At 61.0% G+C, this 22,827-nt stretch carries 19 protein-coding genes, 1 tRNA gene and 1 pseudogene; 14 read left to right on the top strand and 7 right to left on the bottom strand.

Translation table 11 applies throughout. The features are described 5' to 3' along the window. The first annotated feature begins 438 nt into the window (after positions 1-438). The 5 genes and pseudogenes from rpoD to HB376_RS34450 form a co-directional block, all read left to right on the top strand. Positions 439-2,667: an RNA polymerase sigma factor RpoD gene (gene rpoD / locus HB376_RS34430; RefSeq protein ID WP_213768184.1), complete on the top strand. Its 2,229-nt coding sequence runs from the start codon at positions 439-441 to the stop codon at positions 2,665-2,667. Positions 2,668-2,850: 183 nt separating this feature from the next. Beyond that, positions 2,851-2,927 (top strand) — tRNA-Ile (locus tag HB376_RS34435). Between the two features lie 604 nt (positions 2,928-3,531). Beyond that, positions 3,532-3,816, top strand: a complete 285-nt coding sequence (locus HB376_RS34440) for a type II toxin-antitoxin system Phd/YefM family antitoxin (RefSeq protein WP_213768150.1) — start codon at positions 3,532-3,534, stop codon at positions 3,814-3,816. Further along, complete coding sequence (locus HB376_RS34445; protein WP_213768151.1) at positions 3,813-4,232, top strand: PIN domain-containing protein; 420 nt, start codon at positions 3,813-3,815, stop codon at positions 4,230-4,232. The genes HB376_RS34440 and HB376_RS34445 overlap by 4 nt, the downstream gene beginning before the upstream one ends. Positions 4,233-4,569: 337 nt before the next feature. Then, positions 4,570-4,758, top strand: a pseudogene (locus HB376_RS34450) (FAD-binding protein); the annotation flags it as partial. A 213-nt stretch (positions 4,759-4,971) separates the two neighbouring features. Here HB376_RS34450 and HB376_RS34455 read toward each other — a convergent pair. The 3 genes from HB376_RS34455 to HB376_RS34465 all read right to left on the bottom strand — a co-directional run bounded on the left by HB376_RS34455 (position 4,972) and on the right by HB376_RS34465 (position 8,500). Continuing rightward, on the bottom strand, positions 4,972-6,783 hold the full coding sequence (locus tag HB376_RS34455; protein ID WP_213768152.1) for a chloride channel protein: 1,812 nt from the start codon (positions 6,781-6,783) through the stop codon (positions 4,972-4,974). 107 nt (positions 6,784-6,890) lie between these two features. Then, entirely contained in the window at positions 6,891-7,304 is a 414-nt protein-coding gene (locus HB376_RS34460; protein ID WP_213768153.1) for a helix-turn-helix domain-containing protein, read from the bottom strand. Between the two features lie 389 nt (positions 7,305-7,693). After that, positions 7,694-8,500, bottom strand: a complete 807-nt coding sequence (locus tag HB376_RS34465; protein WP_213768155.1) for a LytTR family DNA-binding domain-containing protein — start codon at positions 8,498-8,500, stop codon at positions 7,694-7,696. A gap of 376 nt (positions 8,501-8,876) precedes the next feature. On the opposite strand from HB376_RS34465, the gene HB376_RS34470 reads away from it, so the two are divergent. The 8 genes from HB376_RS34470 to HB376_RS34505 are packed head-to-tail and all read left to right on the top strand — an operon-like array spanning position 8,877 to position 17,243. Continuing rightward, a complete protein-coding gene (locus HB376_RS34470; protein WP_213768156.1) occupies positions 8,877-9,743 on the top strand; it encodes an FAD binding domain-containing protein in 867 nt (288 codons plus the stop codon). 46 nt (positions 9,744-9,789) lie between these two features. Continuing rightward, a complete protein-coding gene (locus HB376_RS34475; RefSeq protein ID WP_213768157.1) occupies positions 9,790-10,311 on the top strand; it encodes a (2Fe-2S)-binding protein in 522 nt (173 codons plus the stop codon). A gap of 16 nt (positions 10,312-10,327) precedes the next feature. Beyond that, entirely contained in the window at positions 10,328-12,739 is a 2,412-nt protein-coding gene (locus HB376_RS34480) for an aerobic carbon-monoxide dehydrogenase large subunit (protein WP_213768158.1), read from the top strand. A gap of 43 nt (positions 12,740-12,782) precedes the next feature. Next, positions 12,783-13,412, top strand: coding sequence for an SRPBCC family protein (locus HB376_RS34485; RefSeq protein WP_213768159.1), 630 nt, complete (start codon positions 12,783-12,785; stop codon positions 13,410-13,412). 18 nt (positions 13,413-13,430) lie between these two features. Then, positions 13,431-14,324: a MoxR family ATPase gene (locus tag HB376_RS34490; protein WP_213768160.1), complete on the top strand. Its 894-nt coding sequence runs from the start codon at positions 13,431-13,433 to the stop codon at positions 14,322-14,324. Continuing rightward, positions 14,318-15,532, top strand: coding sequence for a VWA domain-containing protein (locus HB376_RS34495; RefSeq protein ID WP_213768161.1), 1,215 nt, complete (start codon positions 14,318-14,320; stop codon positions 15,530-15,532). Before HB376_RS34490 ends, HB376_RS34495 begins: the two co-directional genes overlap by 7 nt. After that, positions 15,529-16,584: an XdhC family protein gene (locus HB376_RS34500; RefSeq protein ID WP_213768162.1), complete on the top strand. Its 1,056-nt coding sequence runs from the start codon at positions 15,529-15,531 to the stop codon at positions 16,582-16,584. Before HB376_RS34495 ends, HB376_RS34500 begins: the two co-directional genes overlap by 4 nt. After that, entirely contained in the window at positions 16,581-17,243 is a 663-nt protein-coding gene (locus HB376_RS34505) for a nucleotidyltransferase family protein (RefSeq protein WP_213768163.1), read from the top strand. The genes HB376_RS34500 and HB376_RS34505 overlap by 4 nt, the downstream gene beginning before the upstream one ends. A gap of 118 nt (positions 17,244-17,361) precedes the next feature. Here the strand turns inward: HB376_RS34505 and HB376_RS34510 are convergent, their stop codons facing one another. Genes HB376_RS34510 through HB376_RS34525 form a run of 4 tightly spaced genes read right to left on the bottom strand, consistent with a single transcriptional unit; the run spans position 17,362 to position 21,309 of the window. Next, entirely contained in the window at positions 17,362-18,948 is a 1,587-nt protein-coding gene (locus HB376_RS34510; RefSeq protein WP_213768165.1) for a gamma-glutamyltransferase family protein, read from the bottom strand. Positions 18,949-18,952: 4 nt separating this feature from the next. Beyond that, complete coding sequence (locus HB376_RS34515) at positions 18,953-19,555, bottom strand: flavin reductase family protein (RefSeq protein ID WP_213768167.1); 603 nt, start codon at positions 19,553-19,555, stop codon at positions 18,953-18,955. Positions 19,556-19,594: 39 nt separating this feature from the next. Next, entirely contained in the window at positions 19,595-20,326 is a 732-nt protein-coding gene (locus tag HB376_RS34520) for a GntR family transcriptional regulator (protein WP_213768169.1), read from the bottom strand. Continuing rightward, positions 20,323-21,309, bottom strand: coding sequence for a polysaccharide deacetylase family protein (locus tag HB376_RS34525; RefSeq protein ID WP_213768170.1), 987 nt, complete (start codon positions 21,307-21,309; stop codon positions 20,323-20,325). The genes HB376_RS34520 and HB376_RS34525 overlap by 4 nt, the downstream gene beginning before the upstream one ends. A gap of 337 nt (positions 21,310-21,646) precedes the next feature. On the opposite strand from HB376_RS34525, the gene HB376_RS34530 reads away from it, so the two are divergent. After that, positions 21,647-22,705, top strand: a complete 1,059-nt coding sequence (locus tag HB376_RS34530; protein ID WP_213768171.1) for an ABC transporter ATP-binding protein — start codon at positions 21,647-21,649, stop codon at positions 22,703-22,705. Positions 22,706-22,827 lie beyond the last annotated feature (122 nt).

A 22,827-nucleotide genomic window follows, 5' to 3' on the forward strand; every position in this document is an offset into this window, starting at 1 on the left:
CTCATTTGCGAAAGAGGTGAGGCACGCATGGTTAAGACTGCTAGCGGGAAGAAAACGACGGTACGCGGCTCAAGCGAGTCGAAACGGGCAGTGGCCCATAGCCGGTCAGTTCCTTCCCCCGGAGTGTCGAAGGCCCGAGCGATCGCCATTCCCTCTCCTCCATCGGGTGCAAGCAAAAAACCCCCGGTTGCGTCGGCAGTGAGTAACAGGTCTAAAGGCCCTAGCGGGTCTACAGGGCCGGTCAGAACGGCGAAGGTCGTGAGGCCGGTGGGCAAGAAGACGCCGGGTCAGTCGAAGGAGCAGGTTGGCCTGATAGCAGGCGAGACTGGCAGGAGTGGCAAGGCCGGAACTCCGGCCGGCAAGCAAGCGAGTGCAACGGAAGCGGCTGCTAATGCGGGCCGGAAACGCAACACGAAGCAGGGGTCGAAGCTGGCTCGCGTGCGCGTCGTGAAGCGGGGGCCGGCGCAGGACTCGGGGCGACGCACTGCCAAGGGGTCGCAGGACAAGGCAGCGCGCGCATATTCTGTATCTACGGTTCCATCGGCTGTCGTCCAGCAGCCGCGAGTCGAGACTAAAGCCGGTACGGCGAACTCCATGACGAAAAAGCTGAACGAAGTACCCGTCGATGACGACGCAACGCAAAACGTGCAGGCCGACCCGGCCGTGGCCCCCGCTGCGGATACTGTAGCCGCGCCTCCGGCCAAGGTCGAAAAGGTCAAGGCGCGCGACCGGCGTGCGAAGGAAAAAGCGCTGTTGAAGGACGCGTTCGCCTCGAGCGCGCCCGGTACGGTTGAAGAGCTCGAAGAGCGGCGTGCGAAGCTGCGCGCGCTGATCAAGCTCGGCAAGGAACGCGGCTTCCTGACCTACGCTGAAATCAACGATCACCTGCCCGATAACTTCACGGAAACGGAAGCTATCGAAGGGATCATCAGCACGTTCAACGACATGGGCGTGGCGGTCTACGAGCAAGCGCCCGACGCTGAAACGCTGCTCCTCAACGACAACGCCCCGGCGGCTTCATCGGACGATGAAGTTGAAGAAGAAGCCGAAGTCGCGCTTTCCACTGTCGACTCCGAATTCGGCCGCACGACCGACCCGGTCCGCATGTACATGCGTGAAATGGGTACCGTCGAACTGCTGACGCGCGAAGGCGAAATCGAGATCGCGAAGCGGATTGAAGACGGCCTCAAGCACATGGTCATGGCCATTTCTGCTTGCCCGACGACTATCGCTGACATTCTGGCCATGGCTGAGCGCGTGCAGAACGAAGAAACGCGCGTGGACGAACTGGTCGACGGCCTGATCGACCCGAACGCCGCCGACGCCGACGGTTTCTCCGAGCAGGAAGCGGAAGCTATCGAAAGCGAAGAGGAAGAAGAGGAAGAGGCGAGTGAGGACGAGGAAGAAGTCGACGAAACCACGGCTCAGGCCAACGCCAACGCTGCGCAGTTGGAAGCGCTCAAGCGTGCGTCGCTGGAGAAGTTCTCGCTGATCAGCGAGTGGTTCGACAAGATGCGCCGTGCGTATGAGAAGGAAGGTTATAAATCGAAGGCTTATTTGAAGGCGCAAGAAGCCATTCAGAGCGAGCTGATGACCATCCGCTTTACCGCGCGGACTGTCGAGCGTCTGTGCGACACGTTGCGTGCGCAAGTGGACGAAGTCCGTCAGGTGGAGCGTCAGATCCTGCATACCGTTGTCGATAAATGCGGTATGCCGCGTGCCGAATTTATCGCGCGCTTTCCGGGCAGCGAAACGGATCTCGAGTGGTCGGAGAAGGTCGTGGCCGAGAATCATGGCTATAGCGTGATTCTCGCGCGTAACGTTCCGGCGATTCGCGAACAGCAGCAACGTTTGCTCGACTTGCAGGCGCGTGTTGTGTTGCCGTTGAAGGACCTGAAGGAAACCAACCGCCAGATGGCGGCCGGCGAGTTGAAGGCGCGTCAGGCGAAACGTGAAATGACGGAAGCGAACTTGCGTCTCGTGATTTCGATTGCCAAGAAGTACACGAACCGCGGCCTGCAATTCCTGGATCTAATCCAGGAAGGCAACATTGGTTTGATGAAGGCGGTGGACAAGTTCGAATATCGGCGTGGTTATAAGTTCTCGACGTACGCCACGTGGTGGATTCGTCAGGCCATCACGCGTTCGATCGCCGACCAGGCGCGCACCATCCGGATTCCGGTTCACATGATCGAAACGATCAACAAGATGAACCGTATTTCGCGGCAGATCCTGCAGGAAACCGGTCTTGAGCCGGATCCGGCAACGCTTGCTGAAAAGATGGAAATGCCGGAAGACAAGATCCGCAAGATCATGAAGATCGCGAAGGAGCCGATCTCCATGGAAACGCCGATCGGTGACGACGACGATTCGCATCTTGGCGACTTTATCGAAGATACGAATACGGTGGCGCCGGCCGACGCCGCGCTGCATGCCAGCATGCGCGACGTGGTGAAGGACGTGCTCGATTCGCTGACGCCGCGCGAGGCGAAGGTGTTGCGGATGCGTTTCGGTATTGAGATGAGCACGGACCACACGCTCGAGGAAGTGGGCAAGCAGTTCGATGTGACGCGCGAGCGGATTCGCCAGATCGAGGCCAAGGCGCTGCGCAAGCTTCGTCATCCGAGCCGTTCGGACAAGCTGAAGTCGTTCCTGGAAGGGAATTGATGTCTGGTTGATGAGTCAAGCGCGGCGGGCCGAATGGTCCGCCGCGCTTGTTTTATAGGCCGTTTCAAGGCAAACTCGCAGACCTTCGCGAGTGCAGTCGGATAGAATTCGCTGCGTGCCGGAAGCGTCGCTCGACGTCTTCCTTGAGCGCGTCTACTCGCGGCAGGGCGTTTTCCTGCAAAAGGGCCGGAAGCTTAATTGGTATAAGCTGTCGACTCATAATCGACCGATAGTGGGTTCGAATCCCACCCGGCCCACCAGAATTTTCCGAGTTCACAGTCATTTGCGCGCGCTGCGTCCCCTTGGGGACCGGCTGGGGACAATCACAGTCCAGCAGTGTCCTGAAAACCCGCGTGCAGCGGAGTTTTGCTTTTCAGGACTAGGGCTTCGTGGGGATAACTTCCGATCGTCCGGAATCGATACCCCAGGCTCATTGTCGATTCTGCCCCACCAAAGAGTCCCGCAGCCGGCGCCGCTTAGACCTTCCGCAAGCAACTGGAAGGACCATGGGCGAGCACCTTATTTCGGCCCACTGTGAATTCCCCTATCCGGCAAAGTGAATCCCAATATTTGACGGCTGGCTGTGGAGCGTGCCCGAACCAGTCCGTCTGTTAAACGTTCAACAGGTCTTTCACGGTAGGCTGATTCGCGGATCGCTAGCGGTGTCAGAGCGTCTCTTTTCGGCAATAACCAGTCCTCGCTTTCGAAACGCGAATATCTGAGACGATCGCCCTGCCTACGTCCAGGCCAGCTTGTCGGCTGGGCGCGAGCGCCCGCACCGACCGGCCTTGCATCCAGGGCACGCTCAGCGTAAAATGTGTACACACAGATTCACAATCAGGCGCCATTCGTGGAGGCGAGATCATGGAAACAATCAAGGTTGGTATCCGGGAATTCCGGGCGGATCTGGCAGAGTATATTGCCGCGAGCACGCCGGTGGCTGTCACACGTCACGGGCAGACGGTAGGCTACTTCATTCCGGCACAAGGTCAGAACGAAGGGGATATTGCAGCTCTGAAAAAAGCAGGCAGGACGTTGGATCGGCTTCTTGCAGAGCAGGGCGTTGATGTTGAAGCAATCGTGTCCGATTTCAAGGCAGCTCGCAGGCCCGCCGGCGACCGCAAAAAGGCGCACGCGAAAACTGCATGAGTAACAAGGCGATCGTTCTAGATGCAAATATTTTGATTCGCGCTGTCCTCGGCAAGCGAGTGCGCGAACTTATAGTCGAACACGCTGTTGCAGTCAGATTTTTCGCCCCTGATGTTGCTTATGCTGACGCCAGAAAGTATCTACCCCCACTGCTGAAGAAGCGTGGTATTCCGAGTGAAGCTGCCATGCAGGTACTCGACAATCTGGTTTCAGTCGTTCAGGTCATTGATGCCGACATTTATCTCGACATGAAGCGGAAGGCCCTGCAGCGCATTGAGCGAAGAGACGCCGATGACTGGCCTGTTCTTGCGTGTGCGATGATAATTGGATGCCCTGTTTGGACGGAAGATGCTGATTTTTTCGGCACTGGCGTAGCAACCTGGACGACGGACCGCGTCGCGCTGTACTTCGAGTAGTTGAAGCGTTGTCACTCGCGACTATAAACACATACTTCCTTTCGGCCGGGTCGGAGTCGTTCAAAGGCCGACCGACATAGCAGGAAGGTAGGGTTTGTAGGTGAGCGGTGGATATCCAGTCCGAGCCAATGGAAGTCGGGCGAGAGAACGACGATCTGACGCGGCGGCCGTGGTGCACAGCCAGACCGCTCCGGGTTCACAACGGCTGTTTAGTCCGACCGGGGCTTTCCGTCGATCTTCGTCGCATATTCTCTATTCAGTTGTCCTGCATATTGTTGGAGGGTACCCTTCCATGAGTCGGCATTGCAAGAACGAGCGTATCTAGCGGCGGATGGTCAAGATCGTGGCGCCTAACTTGTATGTCGCGGTCGGCATCTCGGGCGCAATCCAGCATTTGGCGGGGATGAAGGACAGCAAGGTCATCGTGGCGATCAACAAGGACGCCGAAGCGCCTATCTTTGGCGTGGCGTATGGCCTCGTGGGCGATTTGTTCACGGTCGTGCCCGAGTTCACAGAGTCGGTCTGATAAAGCTTACGTGTCAGTTCCAGGTTAGCGAAAGCATCGAGTTTCGAGGAGATGGATTTGCGCAAGACACGAATAGCCATTATCGGTGCGGGTCTTGCCGCGACACCTAACGCGTTAGCGCTGAATTAGTTGCGTGATTGTTTTTCATTTGGCCGACGTGCGATTCCGTAAGGTGCCGGTCCGCTCGTCCTCAGGAACCGCATGTCAGGAGGCTTACGGGCGCTCCCGGGTTACGTCATCTTTGTGCCTGTTCAGTAATGCAAACCGTTTCTTCAGATGATGCAGGGGAGATCGCCGGAACATCTCGCGCCGCTCCTCTTCCTCGAAGAACGCGAGCGACGGCTTCACGAGGTCGCTACGGCTTATCAAGCCCACCAGACGACGCGACTGCGCGTCCGACACCACCGGCAACCGCTCGAGTCCATGCACCGCCAGCCGGTTGGACACGATCCGGCAAGTTTCCCCGGGCAACGCCATGATCGGTGTGTTTGCGCCGAACAGGTCGCTCATGACCTGCATGGCTGGATTGCCGGTGCGCGCGATCAATCCGTCTCGCTCGATCATTCCCACCAGCGCGCCGTCTCGCGTCACCGGAAACGCGCGATGGTTTTGTTTTTCACCAAAGTATTTCGCCATCACCTCGGCGACCGGCAGCGCTGCATCGATCGTCTGGACCTTGCGCGTCATGACTTCCTCGACGAAATGGCGTTCGAGAGGATCGATGCCGTACTCCCGATAGATGTGGTAACCGCGGCGTGCGATCTTCTCGGTCAGGATGGAGCGCCGCATCAGCAGTACCGTGAATCCGTAGGCGACAGCCGAAGCCATGAGCAGGGGCAACAGTACGTTGGCGTCATGGGTGAGTTCGAACGCGAATACGGTTGCCATGATCGGTGCGCGCATCATTCCGCCGAGCGTCGCCGCCATGAAGACCAGCGGCCATACTGCCGGCTCCCCGCCAGGCAGGAACGGTCCGACGATGGTTCCCATGGCCGCACCCATCATCAGCAGCGGAGCGAGTACGCCTCCAGACGTGCCGGAGCCGAGGGCGATGACCCAGATGATCGCCTTCACCAGTATCAAGCCGGCCACGACGCTGATAGCAAGATGGTTGTGCAGCAAATCGCCGATGACGTCATACCCTACGCCGAGCGCGCGTGGCTCGACATATCCACCGATGCCCACGGCAATGCCGCCAAGCGCCGGCCACCACATCCAGTGGATCGGCAATTTGCCGAAGAGGTCCTCGACCTTGTATAGCGCCGATGACAGGCCCCAGGACATCGCGCCGGCCATGAGACCCGCAACCACGCATGAAACGAGGCCGAGCGGACCCAGTGCGATGGTTTGCAACGGGAAGAGGGCGCCGCTGCCGATCAGAAGGGGCCGGGTGAAACCGGCCACCGCGCACGCGACGGCAACGGGCAGCAGGCTACGCGGGCGCAGTTCGAACAGCAACAGTTCGACCGCGAGCAGGACGGCGGCTACAGGCGTACCGAAAACCGCGGTCATGCCGGCGACGGCGCCGGCAACGAGCAGCGTCTTGCGTTCACCCGCTGTCAAATGGAAATACTGCGCGAGCAGCGACCCCAGTGCGCCGCCTGTCATGATGATTGGCCCTTCCGCACCGAACGGGCCGCCGCTGCCGATGGCGATGGCGGAGGAAAGAGGCTTGAGCACGGCGACCTTCGGCGACATCTTGCTCTTGCCGAACAGGATGGCTTCGATCGCTTCCGGAATGCCATGCCCGCGGATGGCTTCGCTGCCATAGCGCGCGATCAGTCCAATCACGAGTCCGCCGATTACGGGAATCACGATCACCCACAGACCGAGAGTATTTCCGGCGGGCGAGCGACCGTCGAACGATAGCGACTGGAAGAAGAAAAGGTTGGTGAAAAAATTGATCAGGTGGAGCAGGACATAGGCCGTGACCGTGCTCAACGCGCCGATCACTACTGCAATGGCCGTGATGCGCAACAGGTGAGCATTCGCTGCAAAATCCCCTCTTGAAGCGTTTTCGTGCACATTAACTCCTCATCAATTCAGATTTGCGTTGCATCGGCTGCCGGAACGGCGTGACCTTGCTGAAATTGAAATGCCGGCAAAGGTGGGCAGTGTCGGTATGCCCTGATCTAAAGGTCGATCTGCGGAACGCGGAAGGTGCCCGCGAGGGACTTCAGTTCTGCCCGATGCAATTGGGCGAGCCGCGAGAGGATCTTCTCTCCGGGTTTCAGCAAATGAACCTCGACCTGACGGCGATCGATTTCGCTAGGCTTTCTCTTGACCAAGTCCAGCGCCTCGCACCGGGACACGAGCGAAACGACTCCGTGGTGATGTGCCTGAAGCCGCTCAGCCAGTTCGCCGACAGTTGCCCAGTCCCGGTCCGGGTAGCCCTTGATATGCAACAACAGCAAATACTGCAGCGGAGTAATGCCTTCGTCCTGAGCAGCCTGCTCGGAGAACCGCTCGAACCGCCGCATCTGGTAACGAAATTCGGACAGCTGTTCAAAGTCTTCTTTTCTCAAGGTGCGAAAGGTTTCTTTCATGGGGATAGTCCAGTCAGGATCCTGGATTAAAATCATATCACATCATGATATATATGGGAGCGTGCTGAATGTGCAGGACCGGGAGGCCCTGGAGTGACGAGCGCTTGGCTGGTGGGCGACAGCGCATGCAGTGCGCTGCCACGCACGTCAGTGATAGCAACTATATGATGGGCTGCGGTGGCTGCTTCAAAATTGGGAGTGCGAACGATCGGTCAGGGGTGCGCAAGTCCCGTAGATTCCCTATTCCCTTTTGCGTGCACGGAGGGGGGGGCGACGTACCCCCAAGTCAGGACATGAGGCGGACCAGAAGCGGCGTTCCACGCAAGGTCGGTACAACCATGCTGAGCGCGCTTTTCAATAACCATTCCGGGGACCGCCGCACCGCCCCCTTAAACCACTCCAAGCAACTCTTTCAATTGCGCGGTTCTCGACCGGCTAACCGGAACCTGGGTCTGATCGGCGTCGTCCATTACAAGGTTGACGCTCTCCTCCGACTTGACCAGTTCGACCGCATACGGAAGGCTCACGATATGACTGCGGTGCACGCGTAAATAGATGCTGTCGTCGAGTCGCAGTTCGAGATCCGCTAGCGAAAGATTGGAAAGATACCGATCATCCCGGGTGACAATCGTCGTGTAATGTCCGTCCCCCTGAAAGCGGACGATGTCCTTGAGATCGATCAGGATCACGCGGTTCTTCCGGTAGACCGGAATCTTGAACAGCCGGCGCGGCAGTGCAGCATTGCCGCCGGATTGCTGCCCCGACGGCTCGGTCGTGAGATCGGTGACATCGTAGAAAATCATGCAGGTGCCGCAAGCACCCTGGGCGCCGCTCATTTTCGACACCTTGATCATCAGGATCCGGTCGGGGATGTTGATCATCATCGCCACCGGCGGCGGCGACTTGATCGGGCAGCCGCCCGCGTCCTTCGATTGCAGCAGGAAGCGCAGCTTGTCGCGGCTCTTCTCCGGGTGTAACTGCACCACGTCGATGCCGAACAGCTTGTCCTGGCTGACCCCCAGCGACTGCTCGCCGGCCGGCCCGAGGATTTGCAGCGCGACGTCGTTAAAAGCCGTCACGTGCCCTTGCTCGTCGAGCCAGACCATCCCCGGATTGAACTGCTCCAGCTTATGCTGGAATGTCTCGTTGCGACGATGTTCCGACGTCGGCGGCCCGGCGTGTTCAAACGGTTTCATCCAAGGCCTCCTGCCCTGAAAAGCGGTCGCCGCTCTCTGGCGGCTGTTCTTTGTTGTATGTCTTTTCCGAAATTCGCGCAAGTTTTCGAGCCGTTCACGCAGGTAAACCCGCCATTCACGAAATCCGCTTGAACTGCTGCGCTGCGTCGTGAAATCGTGATTTTTCGGGTCGGGCGGGCAAAGCGTCGCGCATGGCGGGTCACTCGGCCCGTCTCGGGTTTCATGCCCGTTTTCCGTTAATTGGCGCAAGCGAACTGCCGTTCGGGAAATCGCGTTGAATGGCGGCGCCAGAATGTGAAATGCTCATCAAAGGCTAATACAAAACGCTTCATTTACGCTTCAGTTCGCCGGCGGATGAAAACCAAAGGAGGCCAGTGTGATCCCCCGTCCATTCGACTATTACGTTCCGCGTACCTTGCCCGAGGCTGTCGCTCTGCTGAGCGAGCATGGCGACACTGCCAAGCTGCTTGCCGGCGGCCACAGCCTGCTGCCAATGATGAAGCTGCGCATGGCCGAACCAGGTCAACTGATTGACCTGGGCAAGCTTGCGGAGCTAAAGGGCATCCGCGAGGCTGGCAACGAAATTCGCATTGGCGCGATGACCACCGAGAACGAACTGATCTGGTCCGGATTGCTGCAAACACAATGTCCGCTGATCGTGGAGGGCGCGCGCCAGATTTCGGATCCGCAAGTCCGCTACCGGGGTACGCTGGGCGGCGACATTTCGCACGGCGATCCAGGCAACGATCACCCGGCGCTGATGTTGGCGCTCGATGCATCGTTCGTGCTCGTGGGTACAGACGGCGAACGTGTCGTGCCCGCCGATGGGTTCTTTCTCGGCACTTATATGACGCTGCTCGAACCCGGCGAGATCCTGACAGAGATCCGCATACCCATTCCCGCAGCCGGAAGCGGCTATTGCTACGCGAAGCTCAAGCGCAAGACCGGTGACTTCGCGACCGCGGCCGCGGCAGTGACGCTGCGCATGAGCGGCGGCACTGTGGCCGACGTGCGCATTGCTCTGACGAATGTCGCGGACACCGCCTTCCGGGCGACCGGCGCGGAGCGGTCGCTGCTAGGCAAGCCCATCGATGAACAAACGATAGCCGAGGCCGCGAGTCAGGCGATGGCCGCTTGCGCACCGGTTGCAGATCTGCGCGGCGACATCGAATACAAGACGGCGATGGCGGGCGAAATGACGCGACGGGCCTTGGCCACTGCCTTTTCGCGCGCAGTTCATTGAGCATTGGGTAATTGAGTATCGAGCGCGATTTCCTGGAGATCGAGACATGAACAAGAAAGTCATGGTGTCGTTCAAGCTGAACGGCAAGGAAACCGATGTGGTGACCGAGCCGCGCGAATTGCTGATTCATACGCTGCGCGAAAAGTGCCTTCACACCGGGCCGCATATCGGTTGCGAGACTTCGCATTGCGGCGCATGTACGGTCGATTTCGACGGCATGTCGGTGAAATCCTGCACAGTGCTGACCGTGCAGGCCGAAGGCGCGCAGGTGCTGACCGTCGAAGGCCTCGCGCAGGGCGGTGAACTTCATGCGCTGCAGGAAGGGTTCATGCAGGAGCACGGTCTTCAATGCGGCTTCTGTACGCCGGGCATGCTGATGCGTGCCTATCGGTTATTGCAGGAAAACCCCGACCCGAGTGAAGAGGAGATCCGTTACTGGATGGCGGGCAACCTGTGCCGCTGCACGGGTTATCAGAATATCGTGAAGGCCGTGCAATACGCCGCGCGCAAGCTGCGCGGCGAACCGGTCGAGACCTCGCACCCGCTGATGGCAGCGCACGCGCACTGACACCAGGAGAACCGTGATGGGAAACATTGACACCAATCTCGATCGTCTCGCCGCGCTGGAAGGCATGGGCTGTTCGCGCAAACGCCGCGAGGATCCGCGCTTCATTCAGGGCAAAGGCACTTACGTCGACGACATCAAGATGCCGGGCATGCTGTTTGGAATAATGGTTCGTAGTCCATATGCTCATGCGCGGATCAAGAAAATCGACAAATCGCGCGCGCTCGCCCATCCTGGCGTGCATGCGGTACTGACCGCTGACGACCTGAAGCCGCTCAAGCTTCACTGGATGCCGACACTCGCGGGCGATGTGCAGGCGGTGCTCGCCGACGAAAAGGTCTGCTTCCAGAACCAGGAGGTGGCATTCGTCGTGGCCGACGATCGTTATGTCGCCGCCGATGCCGCGGAACTGGTGGAAGTGGAGTACGAGGAACTGCCGGCGGTAGTCGATCCGTTCGCCGCCCTTGCCCCGGATGCGCCAGTGATCCGCGAGGACATCCGCGACAAGCAGACTGGCGCGCACGGCGCACGCACGCATCCGAATCATATTTTCACGTGGAATATCGGCGACAAGGACAAGACTGATCGCGTATTCGACAACGCGGACGTGACCGTGGTGCAGGACATGCTGTATCCGCGCGTGCATCCGTGTCCGCTGGAGACCTGCGGTTGCGTTGCATCGTTCGATAAGGCGCGAGGCGATCTGACGGTCTACATCACGTCACAGGCGCCGCATGTCGTGCGCACGGTGGTGGGCTTGTTGTCGTCCATTCCGGAGTCGAAGATTCGCATCATCTCGCCGGACATTGGCGGCGGTTTCGGCAACAAGGTCGGCGTGTATCCCGGCTATGTCGTATCGATTGTCGCGTCGATCGTGCTCGGGCGGCCCGTCAAGTGGATCGAGTCGCGTATCGAGAACCTGAGTTCGACGGCTTTCGCACGCGACTATCACATGACGGGCGAACTGGCCGCTGACAGCGACGGCCGGATCAAGGCGCTGCGGGTGCACGTCACGGCGGATCATGGCGCGTTCGATGCCTGCGCCGATCCCACCAAGTGGCCCGCCGGCATGTTCCACGTCTGCACCGGTTCCTACGCAATCCCCAACGCGTTCGTCTCGGTCACTGGCGTTTATACGAACAAGTTTCCAGGCGGCGTTGCTTATCGATGCTCGTTCAGGGTGACGGAGGCGGTCTATCTGATTGAGCGGATGGTCGACGTGCTGGCGCAGAAACTCGGTATCGACAAGGCCGAAATACGCTTGCGCAATTTCATCCACAAGGAGCAGTTCCCGTACACCACGCCGCTCGGACTTGAATACGACTCCGGCGACTACGAGCCGGCGTTCAAGAAGGTGCTTGCCGCTGTCGACTACCCGGCGTTGCGCGCCGAGCAGGCCGCGCGCCGTGCCGATCCGCACGCTGAGTGGTTGATGGGTATCGGCATGGTGAACTTCACCGAGATCGTGGGCGCGGGGCCGTCGAAGATGTGCGACATCCTGGGCGTCGGCATGTTCGATTCCTGCGAGATACGGGTACATCCGGACGGCTCGGCGATTGCGCGCATGGGCACGATCACGCAAGGGCAGGGCCATCAGACTACCTATGCGCAGATCATTGCTTCAGAGGCCGGGATTCCTGCCTCGGTGATTACGGTCGAGGAGGGCGATACCTCCACGGCGCCCTACGGGCTCGGCACTTATGGCTCGCGCTCGACCCCCGTGGCGGGCGCAGCAATCGCGCGGGCGTCGCGCAAGATCCGCGAGAAGGCCCGGCAGATTGCCGCGCATTTGCTGGAAGCCAGTCCAAACGACGTCGAGTTTGATCTCGACCGCTTCGTGCTCAAGGGCTCGCCGGAGCAGTTCAAGACCATCAAGCAAGTGGCCTGGGCCGCGTATAACAACGTCCCCAATGGTATGGAGATGGGGCTTGAGGCGGTGGACTATTACGACCCCCCCAATTTCACGTTTCCGTTCGGCGCGTATGTCTGCGTGCTCGACGTGAATCGCTACACGGGGGAAACACGCGTGCGCCGCTTTTATGCACTCGACGATTGCGGCACGCGGATCAATCCGATGATCATCGAAGGGCAGATCCATGGTGGCTTGACGGAAGGGTTCGCGGTGGCGATGGGGCAGGAAATGCCCTACGACGAAGCGGGCAATCTGCTGGGCGCAACGTTGCTGGATTATTTCATACCGACTTCGGCGGAGACGCCTCATTGGGAAACCGATTTCACCGTGACGCCGTCGCCGCATCATCCGATTGGCGCGAAGGGCGTGGCTGAATCGCCGCACGTTGGATCGATTCCGTGTTTTACGTCGGCCATGGTCGATGCGTTCGCGCATCTGGGTGTGACGCACATGAATATGCCGCACAACGCGTATCGAGTGTGGCAGCAGTGCCATTCGTTGGGCCTGACCAGGCAATAGTGATCCGGTTGCGGCGAAACTCGATTATGCAAAGGGTGATGGAATGAAAGTCGTACTCGAAAAGGTGTTTCCACTAGACGCTTCGTCGGATAGCGCCTGGCAATTGCTGCAGGACATTGAGATGGTGGCCGGATGCATGCCCGGCGCGAAGATCACGGAACGCGTGGACGCGACCCATTACAAAGGCACGATCACCGTTCGGCTCGGTCCGGCCACGATGTCGTTCAAAGGCGATATCGAGGTGTTGAATCTCGACACGGCGGTGCGCAGTCTGCATCTGGTGGGTAAGGGAACGGACGCCACAGGCAGCTCGGCGGCATCGATGGATCTGGTCGCGAGTGTCCAGGCCACGGGCGACACGTGCGAGCTGACGGGCAGGAGCGAGGTGACGATGAGCGGCAAGGCCGCCGCGCTCGGAAGCCGGCTGATGGGTCCGGTCGCTGACCAGATGCTCAAGCAGTTCGTCGCCAACTTTGCGGCGCGGCTGCAGGCCTCTGCGACCCCGCAGGTGACGCCCGTGGCATCGGAAGCACCGGGGAGCGTGCCCCAATCCGTCATGTCCGTCGCGCCGGAAGCCGCTCACGTCCCGCCCTCCGAGCTCAATGGCCTCGCGTTGGCGTGGGCGGTCATGCGCGAGTGGTTCCGTGGGCTTTTCGCCCGCAAGTCGGTCTGAGAGCGGACAGAGGCAGCCATGGTGACCGACCGGATGAACGATGTCGTGAGCCTGCAACACAGGCTGGAGGGTCATGGTTTTATCGCCGAGCGCAGCTTTGCGGCGACCCTCCTGCTGACGATGGAAATGCGTCGGCCGCTGTTGCTGGAGGGCGAGGCCGGCGTTGGCAAGACCGAGGTGGCGAAAGCGCTTGCGCGGCTCCTCGATACGCGGCTGATCCGGCTGCAATGCTACGAAGGCCTTGATGCGCACTCCGCGCTGTACGAGTGGAACTACCAGCATCAACTGCTCGCGATCAAGTTGTTTGAACAGGACGAGCGATCGGTTCTCGACAAGGAGCAGGATATTTTCTCCGAACGCTATCTGCTCAAGCGGCCGCTGCTCGAAGCGATCACGACGACGCCGGCGCCTGTCTTGCTGATCGACGAGATCGACCGCACCGATGAAGCGTTCGAAGCCTATTTGCTGGAGTTGCTGTCCGACTTCCAGATGTCGATTCCCGAGCTTGGTGTGATACGCGCCACGGAAAAACCGTTCGTCATCCTGACTTCAAACGGAACGCGCGAGATCTCCGACGCGTTGCGCCGCCGCTGCCTGTATCAGTACATCGACTATCCGGGCTTCGAAAAGGAGTTGCTGATCGTGCGTACCCAGATTCCGGAAGTGCCGGAGAAACTGGCACGGCAGATGGTGGAGTTCGTGCAGTCGGTCAGGCAGATGGATTTGCAGAAAAAGCCCGGTCTGGCCGAGACACTCGACTGGGTATCTGCGTTGCTTCGTCTGGGGGTGAGCGTGATTGATACGGATGGCGTGGAGCAGATCATGGATTCGCTGCCCGCGCTCGTCAAGACGCGTGAGGATCAGGCCGGCCTGACACGGCCGGTCGTCGAGAAACTGGTGGCCGCATGTTGAGCGTGAATACTTGCACCGATGATTGTGCGCCTCCATCGGGCGTTGAGGAGGTTTTGGTCGCCCGCTACACCGGGTTTGCCGGGTGGCTGCGCGCGAACGACTTTCGCGTGACGACCAGCGACATCGCGACATCAATGGAAGTTGCCCAACTCGCGGGCCAGACCAACAGCCAGATCTTGCGCTGGAGCCTGCGTGCCGTGCTGTGCTCGCGCGCCGAAGAATGGCGGCGCTTCGATGACCTGTTCGACGCTTACTTCCTGATGCCGAATCGGCGAGCGCTGGTTGAAGCGCGTGCTGGCGGCACCGGCCGGATCGAGCGGGATAACGAGCGCGACAAGAACGCTGGCCAGCGCGACGGCAGCGAAGGTTTGCCGTTGTCCCTGGCCGGAAGCGGCGCGGACCCGGAGCATGCAGACGGCAGCACAGCCGACCAGGGCGCCTCAGGCGAAACTCCGCTCTCCCATGCGGACTTTCGCCACCTCAACGAGCCGGACGAACTGTTTGCAATCGACGAGGCAATCCGGCGTTTCGCGCTTCGGCTGCGAGGCATCCAGATTCGCCGTGAACGCCGCGCGAACGCCGGCCGTGTGATCGATATGGCGTGGACGATCCGTCGCAGCGTCTCACGCGGCGGGTTGCCGCTCGATCTCGGCTGGCGCAGGAAGCGGCGCCTGCGTCCGCGCATCGTGCTGTTGCTGGACGTCAGCCGTTCCATGAGCCTGTACAGCTTTTTCTACCTGAGGTTGGCACGCGTGCTGAGCGCCCGGGTGACAGATGTCCATAGCTTCATCTTCCACACGCGGCTCGTGAGTGTCGCGCAAGCGTTGCGGGACCCCGACCCGCGACGCTCGCAGGAGCGGCTGCACATGCTGTCGGCCGGGTGGGCGGGAGGCACGCGCATTGGAGAGAGTCTCGATGAATTCATCCAGCAGCATGCGACCCGGCTGCTGCACTCGCGCACTGCGGTCGTGATCGTCAGCGATGGCTACGATGCAGGTGAGCCCGACAGCCTGCAGCAGGCGCTCGCGAAAATCCGGCGGCGTTGCCGCCGTCTGGTCTGGCTCAATCCTCTCGCGGACCGCGCTGACTTCACACCATCGAGCGTCGGCATGCAGGCTGCGATGCCTTATATCGATTTACTGGCAGGCGCACGCGATCTGGCGAGTCTCGAGCGTGTGCTGCCCCAAGTGCTGTCCGCCCTGCAATGAGCACCGATACCCTCCTGCAACTCGAACAACGGCTGATTGAAGAGGCGCAGCCGTTTGCCGTGGCCACTGTTATTCGGGCCGGCCCGCCAACGTCTACCTGGGTCGGTGCGCAGGCGCTGATAGACAGTGAGGGCGCGCTGCACGGCTGGATTGGTGGCGGCTGCTCGCGAGCGATCGTGATCCAGGCAGCGTTGGCCGCGATCCGCTCGGGGCAGGCCAAACGCATTCGCATCAGCAACGAGCCGGCGACGCAAGACGCGGACGTCGAACTCCACACCATGCCTTGCGCGAGCAACGGCACCATCGAGCTCTTCATCCAGCCGACACTGCCCGCGCCATTGGTGCTCGTGCTGGGCTCGACACCGACCGCGCTCGAAGCATGCGTGCTCGCGCAACGCATGGGGCTGCGCGTGTGCGCTGCGGCGAACGTGAGCGCACCGTTTGCCGCTCTCGGCCTGACGCGCGTCATTCAAGGTTTCGATGCCGATGCCCTGGGCCAGATCAAGCCGCAACTGATTCTGGTTGCTACGCAAGGCGACTGCGACGAGGACGCGCTTGAGGCGGCGTTGCGCACGTCGGCGGCGGCTGTGTTGCTTGTGGCGAGCGAGCGCAAGGCGGACAGGTTGCGCGACACCATGCGTTTGCGCGGTATTGCGCAGGAGCGCATGGCCGCGCTGCATGCGCCCGCCGGCCCTCATATCCACGCGCATACACCGCAGGAGATCGCGCTTGGCGCCGTCGCCGGATTGGTGACGCAGTGGCGCGAACTTGAGCTGGCAGCGGCCGATGCCGGTGCGCCGCGTATCACCGGCGACGACGCGGTGCCGAGCGTGCCGCCATGCGAATCGATGGCATCGGTTGAGCCCGCGGTGGCACGCTATGTCAATCCGGTGTGCGGCATGCCTGTCGATATCGCGTCGGCGAAACATGTTGTCGACTGCGGCGGACAGCGTGTCTATTTTTGCTGTGATGGTTGCAAGATCGAGTTCGAACATTCGCCCGATAAATATCTTGCGATTGCTCAAGGCAGGCGGGAACGGGAGAAGACATGAACGACGCGCGGAACATGACGGGGCCGGCGTTTTCGGTCGTGGTGCTGGCAGCGGGCTTGTCATCGAGGATGCAGGGACAGCACAAGCTGCTGCTGCCCGTTGATGGGCAGCCCGCAGTCAGGCGCACCGTGAGCGCGTTGGCTGCTGCAGGCCCCGAGGAAATCGTGGTGGTGACGGGCTTCAAGGGGCGCGCCGTCATGGAGGCGCTGGACGGCTTGCCGGTCATCTTTCAGTGCAACCCGCGCTATGAGGATGGGCAGATGACGTCGGTCGCCGCGGGTGTTGCCGCGCTCCGGTCGCCGTGCAGCATCGTGCTGGTCTGCCTTGCAGATCAGGTGCTGCTGGAGGCCGCCGACTACCGCGAACTTGTCGACGCTTTCGCCGCGATGCCGCGCGGATCGATCCTGATTCCCATGTTCAACGGACTGCGTGGTAACCCTGTGGTTTTTTCCGCCAGCTATGCCGCCGAGGTCATCAGCGGACACGTCAATCCAGGATGCCGCAAGCTGATCGCCGAGCATCCGGATGAGGTGTTCATTCATGAAGCCGCGCATGATCGCTTCGTCGTCGATATGGACACGCCGGAGGACTATGCGAGCATTCTGGCGCGCGTGGCGCAGATTTCCGCCGAAACGGCCGGTCCAACTTCCAGGGTATGACCGGCGGCACGAACTCGAGCGTTCCGGCATGCACGCCAGCGGCACATGCTCGATCAACTGCGTGAACGTGACGCTCGCAACGTCACGTGCCCCCAAACCCGATACGCCGAGCGCAGGTTTAAAGACCCAACGCCTGGCCGTCGCTACGCGGATCGTGAGCCCCTGACAGCGCATCGTCCGATTCAATTCGAATCACCCCCGGATGACCCGCAAGCGGACTTTGCGCTGCAATAGCGCTCACCTCATGCCCGCGCGTCGCCAGCGCGGCGAACACATCGGCACCGGCGTCTTCCTCCAGCTTCAGCGCATCGCGGGTATCCGAGAAGGTCTTGCCAAGCAGGAAACGTGGACGAGCCAGCGCGCTCAACGGGTCCATCCCGTAGTCGATCAGCCGCGTCAACACCGCTGCCAGCGTCTGCGGTTGACCGTCCGCGCCCTGCGTGCCGAACAGCAGATGCGGCCGCCCATCCTTCAGGTACATGCCGGGATTGAGCGTATGAAATGGCCGCTTGCCCGGCCGCACGGCATTGTGATGCGCGGGGTCCACGCTGAACGACGCGCCGCGGTTATGCCAGAGGATGCCGGTGTCGCCCGCTACAACACCGCTGCCCCAATCGAAGTAGACCGTCTGCAACATGCTGACGCTGCGGCCTTGCCCGTCCGATGCACCGATGAACACCGTATCGCCCGGACGAAATACATGCGGCCAGGCCCGCGCTTTATGAAGGCTGATCGAGCGCGCGTGGGCGTCGAGCGTGTCGGTCGAGAGCATGTCACCGACAGGAACGTGATTGAACTCGGGGTCAGAGACCCAACGATCCCGATCGACGAATGCGCATTTCACTGCCTCCACCAGCAAGTGATAGTAGTCGGCGCTGCCCTCGGCAATAGACGACAGATCGAAGCGTGCGAGCGTGCCCATGATCTGCAGCGTGGTGACGCCTTGCGTTGGCGGTTGCAGGCTCACGAGTTCCCCGCCGCGATACGCCACGCGCAGCGGTGCTTCGTCGCGTGCGCGGGTGTTCGCAAGGTCGGTTTGTGTCAGCGGCGAGCCGGCCTGCTGCAGGCCGCGTGCGATGCGCTCCGCGAGTTCGCCTTCGTAGAATTCGCGCGCGCCATAGGTCGCGATGCGTTCAAGACTGCGCGCGAGCGCCGGTTGAACGAAGCGCTCGCCAATCTCGGGAATGTGGCCGTCGGGTGCAAATACCGCGGAAAAACCCGGCATTGCGCGCAATTCATCGGCGCGAAACTGCTGCCAGAAGTGTTGCGACGGCGTGACCGGAAATCCCTCCGATGCATAGCCGATAGCGCGATCGAACAGAGACGACCACGTGCGTTGGCCGCCCCATGACGTCTGGCTGATTGCGTACGCCTGCTGCCAGGTATCGACCGTTGCTGCCGTGGTCAGCGTCGAACCGGCGCCGCGCAATGGAATGGCGGCGGAGAACGAAGGCAGCGTCTGCACCGCCTGCCCGATGCCCGATAACGTACGCAACATGCCGGTCCGGTCACCGATGACGCAGAATGCATCGCCGCCAAGACCGGTGAAATGCGGATAGGTCACGCTCAGCGCGGCGCCGATCGCGATGGCCGCTTCAATCGCGTTGCCGCCCGCGCGCAGCACCTCGAGCCCTGCTTCGCTTGCGATTGCGTGGGGGCTGGTGACCATGCCTTCGGTGGATGTGGCGAGGGTTGTGTTGTGCATGGGTTTACGTCGCCGGTCCGCCGAGCGTGAAGCGCTCGCGGGTGGTCACATAGTCGCTCGCGCCGAACCGTCCGACCGGGAAGTAATGCTGAAGCCGCACGCGCCATGTTTCGGTATCGATCAGTTCGCCGCGTGCATGCAGCCTGTGGACGCGTCCAATGAAGATCTGCCGGCTCGTGGTTTCCAGCGTCTCCCACAACGTGCATTCGAACGCCACAGGCGCTTCCGCGATCCGCGGCGGCGCGACCCGCGAGCTTGCTATCGGCGTCAGTCCGACCTTCTCCAATTCGCTGACATCGGGCGGCAGACGTTCCCCGCACCGATGCATTTTTTCGGCCATCGCTTCGTCGCAAAGATGCACGACGAATTCGCGGCTGCGTGCAATATTCACGGCCGTGTCCTTGAGCGAGCCATCGTCGAGACGGTTGATGCTGATCATCACAATAGGCGGTTCTTCGCCCAGCATATTGAACATCGAGAAGGGCGCGGCGTTGATCGTGCCGCTGGCGCTCATGGTTGTCACCAGCGCGATCGGACGCGGCACGATCAGGCTCGCCATGAGCTTGTATCGCTGATATTCGGTGATGGCTTCGAAGTCTATTTCCATGATGGCGTGGATCAGTGAGCTTAGGTTTGACGTTCGGATTCAACTCATGCCGAGCAGTTGCCCGAGGCTCTTCTCGCCCAGCATGCGCGAGGTCTCAATGCGCTCTTCCAGTTCGCGTAGATGCGCTTCCATGCGCGCAATGGCGCCGGCCGCATCGCGCGCTTCGATGCAGTCGACAATCGCCGCATGTTCCTCGTGCTCGCATGGCGCATGGCCCGGCGGCTCGTAGACGCCCACGATCAGCGAGCATCGCGACACCAGTTCCGTCAGGTAGCGTTGCAGGATCGAATTGCCGCCAAGCGCCGCAATACGCAAGTGGAAGTCGCTGGCTAGTCGCGCCCACGAAGGCTGGTCGAAGCGATGCATGGCTTCGTGCTCATCGGCTAGTTGACGGCGCAGTTCCTTGATGTCGCGTGCGGTCGCCCGTTGCACGGCGAGTTCTACCAGCACGCGCTCCATCGAGCGGCGTGCTTCGAAAATCTCGCGCGTCTCCTCGGGCGTCGGCTCGGCGATCACCGCGCCCTTGTTCGGCCGCAATGCAACGATGCCGTCGTACGCGAGCTTTTCCAACACGCGTCGCACGACTGCACGGCCCACGCCGAACAACTGGCACAACTCTGGCTCTGGAAGTTTGGTGCCGGGCGTCAGGCGATGGTTGAGCACACCGTCGAAGATTGCCTGGTAGAGGCGGGCATCGGCGTCCTGCGCTGTATCGGGCACGGTTTTTTGGGGCGGCTTTGCAGCCACTTTCAATGCGGGTTTCGGAGTCATTTTTCTGCGGGAAGGAGGGTCTGTTTCTTCGTGCCGACGAGACCCGCGCTCTCCATCTCGTCCATATGACGGGCGATTGCCCCGGGTGTTGTCATCCACACGTCGCCGTTCGCGCGGGCGGCGGCAATGTGCTGCAATGCACGACGCAAATGGCGCAGCCGGTAGGGCTGTCCGACGAGGTAGGGATGCAGCGCGATGCCCATCACGAGCGCTTGCGGATGGCGGCTGCGGTTCGCCTGTTCGAGCATTTCGTCGAACTGGTCGATGATCATGTCGGCGAAGTCGCGCGCGTCGAGATGACGGCCGACCATCATCGGCAAGTCGTTGAGTTCTTGCGGGTAGGGGATGGACCACAACGAACCGGCGCGAGTTGCCATGCGCACCGGGCGGTCGTCGTGGCACCAGTTGAGCGTGTAGCCGTAGCCGGTTTCCGCGAGCAGGTCGGGCGTGACGCGGGACTCGGAGATCCATGGCGAGAGCCAGCCCGAAGGCGGCGTGCCGGCATGCGCGGCGATGCGCTCGCGGCAGTGCAGCAACAACGCGCGTTCGCTGTTTTCGTCCAGGTCGCTCTGGCGGTGCGCATTCGTATGGCCGTGTGCGATCAGTTCGTCGCCGCGTGCGAGACAGGCGTCGATGACCTCCGGGCAATGGTCATACAGCGATGTATTGATCAGCGTGCCCGACGGCAGTTCAAGCTGATCGAAGAGTTCGATACAGCGCCATACGCCCACGCGGTTGCCATATTCGCGCCAGCTGTAATTGAGCACATCGGGCTGCGGCGAGACCGGGCCGAGGGCCGCGCCAAGTCCCTCACCGAACGCAAAATGTTCGATGTTGAAGCCGAGATAGACCGCGAGGCCAGTGTCGCCCGGCCAACGAAACGCGTCGGTATCGGTGATCGGCCGGTATGGAAAACGGCCATGCGTGGTGAGCGGACCGAACGCAGGATCGTGCGACGCGCAAGCGTGGCGGATAGTGTCCATGTACAAAAAGCCCTGAGTGACAAACGTGCTGACAACGTGCCGCGCGTGAACCTTTTTGGGGGATCGCGCCCCGTGGCGGACCCGCGGCGCACCGCGATTGTGCGAATTAGCGGGTTTGATCGCCGACAGTTCGGTTTCGAATTGTGTGCAATTTACACGCCATATCGTCTACGTTCAATAGAGGTGATGGTTCGCAATAAAGTTATCGATATGCGAACAAAGTGGCATATGTCTTGCATTCGGGGTCTCGCAGAGATCTTGCCTCCGCCGCTGATTGCGCCTGATTGCCGCTCGCCGGCGCTCTTATTGAGGAAATGCCCTGCATGAGCTCGTACTTATGAGTCAGCCCACTTCAGCCGTGCTTAAGACCGAGCCCGCCGATATCGAACTGGTGCATGTATCGAAGCAATATGGCGATTCGCTCGCCGTCGATTCGATCGACTTGCGGATTCCCGGCGGCCAGTACTGCTGCCTGCTCGGGCCGTCGGGCTGCGGCAAGACGTCGACGTTGCGGATGATCGCGGGCCATGAGTCGATCAGCGACGGCGACATCCTCATCGGCCAGCGCAACGTCACGCGCGCGCAACCCGCCACGCGCGGCACCGCGATGGTCTTCCAGAGTTATGCGTTGTTCCCGCATCTGTCCGCGCTCGACAACGTCGCGTTCAGCCTGAAGATGCGCGGCGTAGCCAAGGATGTACGCCGCCAGCGGGCGGGTGAACTGCTGGAACTTGTCGCGATGAGCGCCTATGCCGAACGCAAGCCGTCGCAACTGTCGGGTGGCCAGCAGCAGCGTGTCGCACTCGCCCGCGCGCTGCTCAATGAGCCGCGCTGCCTGCTGCTCGACGAACCCTTGTCCGCACTCGACCCGTTCCTGCGCGTGCAGATGCGTGCCGAACTCAAGCGCTGGCAGAAGGAGCTGGGCATCACGTTCGTGCATGTAACGCACTCGCAGGAAGAGGCGCTGGCGCTTGCGGATATGGTTGTTGTGATGAGCCACGGGCGCATTGAGCAAAGCGGTTCGCCCTACGAAGTATTCAACCGGCCGCGCACGGAATTCGTCGCGCGTTTCCTCGGCGGACATAACGTGCTCGGCGCCAACGGCCGCGCGTTTACCGTACGCGCCGATCATCTGCGGATTGCACCGCACGGGTTCACGCCGGTCCAGTCACCCGCGAGCGAAACCGGCTTCAGCCGTATCGGCGGGATCCCTTGCACGGTCCGCGAAACCGAATATCAGGGTACCCATTTGCGCATGACGCTCGCCCCGCTCGACGGTTCACCCGACCTAGTTTCACTGCTCCCCGATAACGAATACGACCCGCAGCGCCTGGGACCCGATGCGCGTGTCGTGGTCTGGTGGAACGAGCAGGACGCCCATGCGTTGGCCGCATAAGAGACCGCTTTGCGTTGTACGTTGCAGCAAACGACAATTTCAACCAAGGGAGAGTGCCATGACCGAGCGTTACGAACACCCGTCCGAACCGACCACGAGCGAGACGCCTGCAAGTGCCGCCA

The sequence above is a fragment of the Caballeronia sp. dw_19 genome, assembly GCF_018449515.1.
GTDB lineage: Bacteria > Pseudomonadota > Gammaproteobacteria > Burkholderiales > Burkholderiaceae > Caballeronia.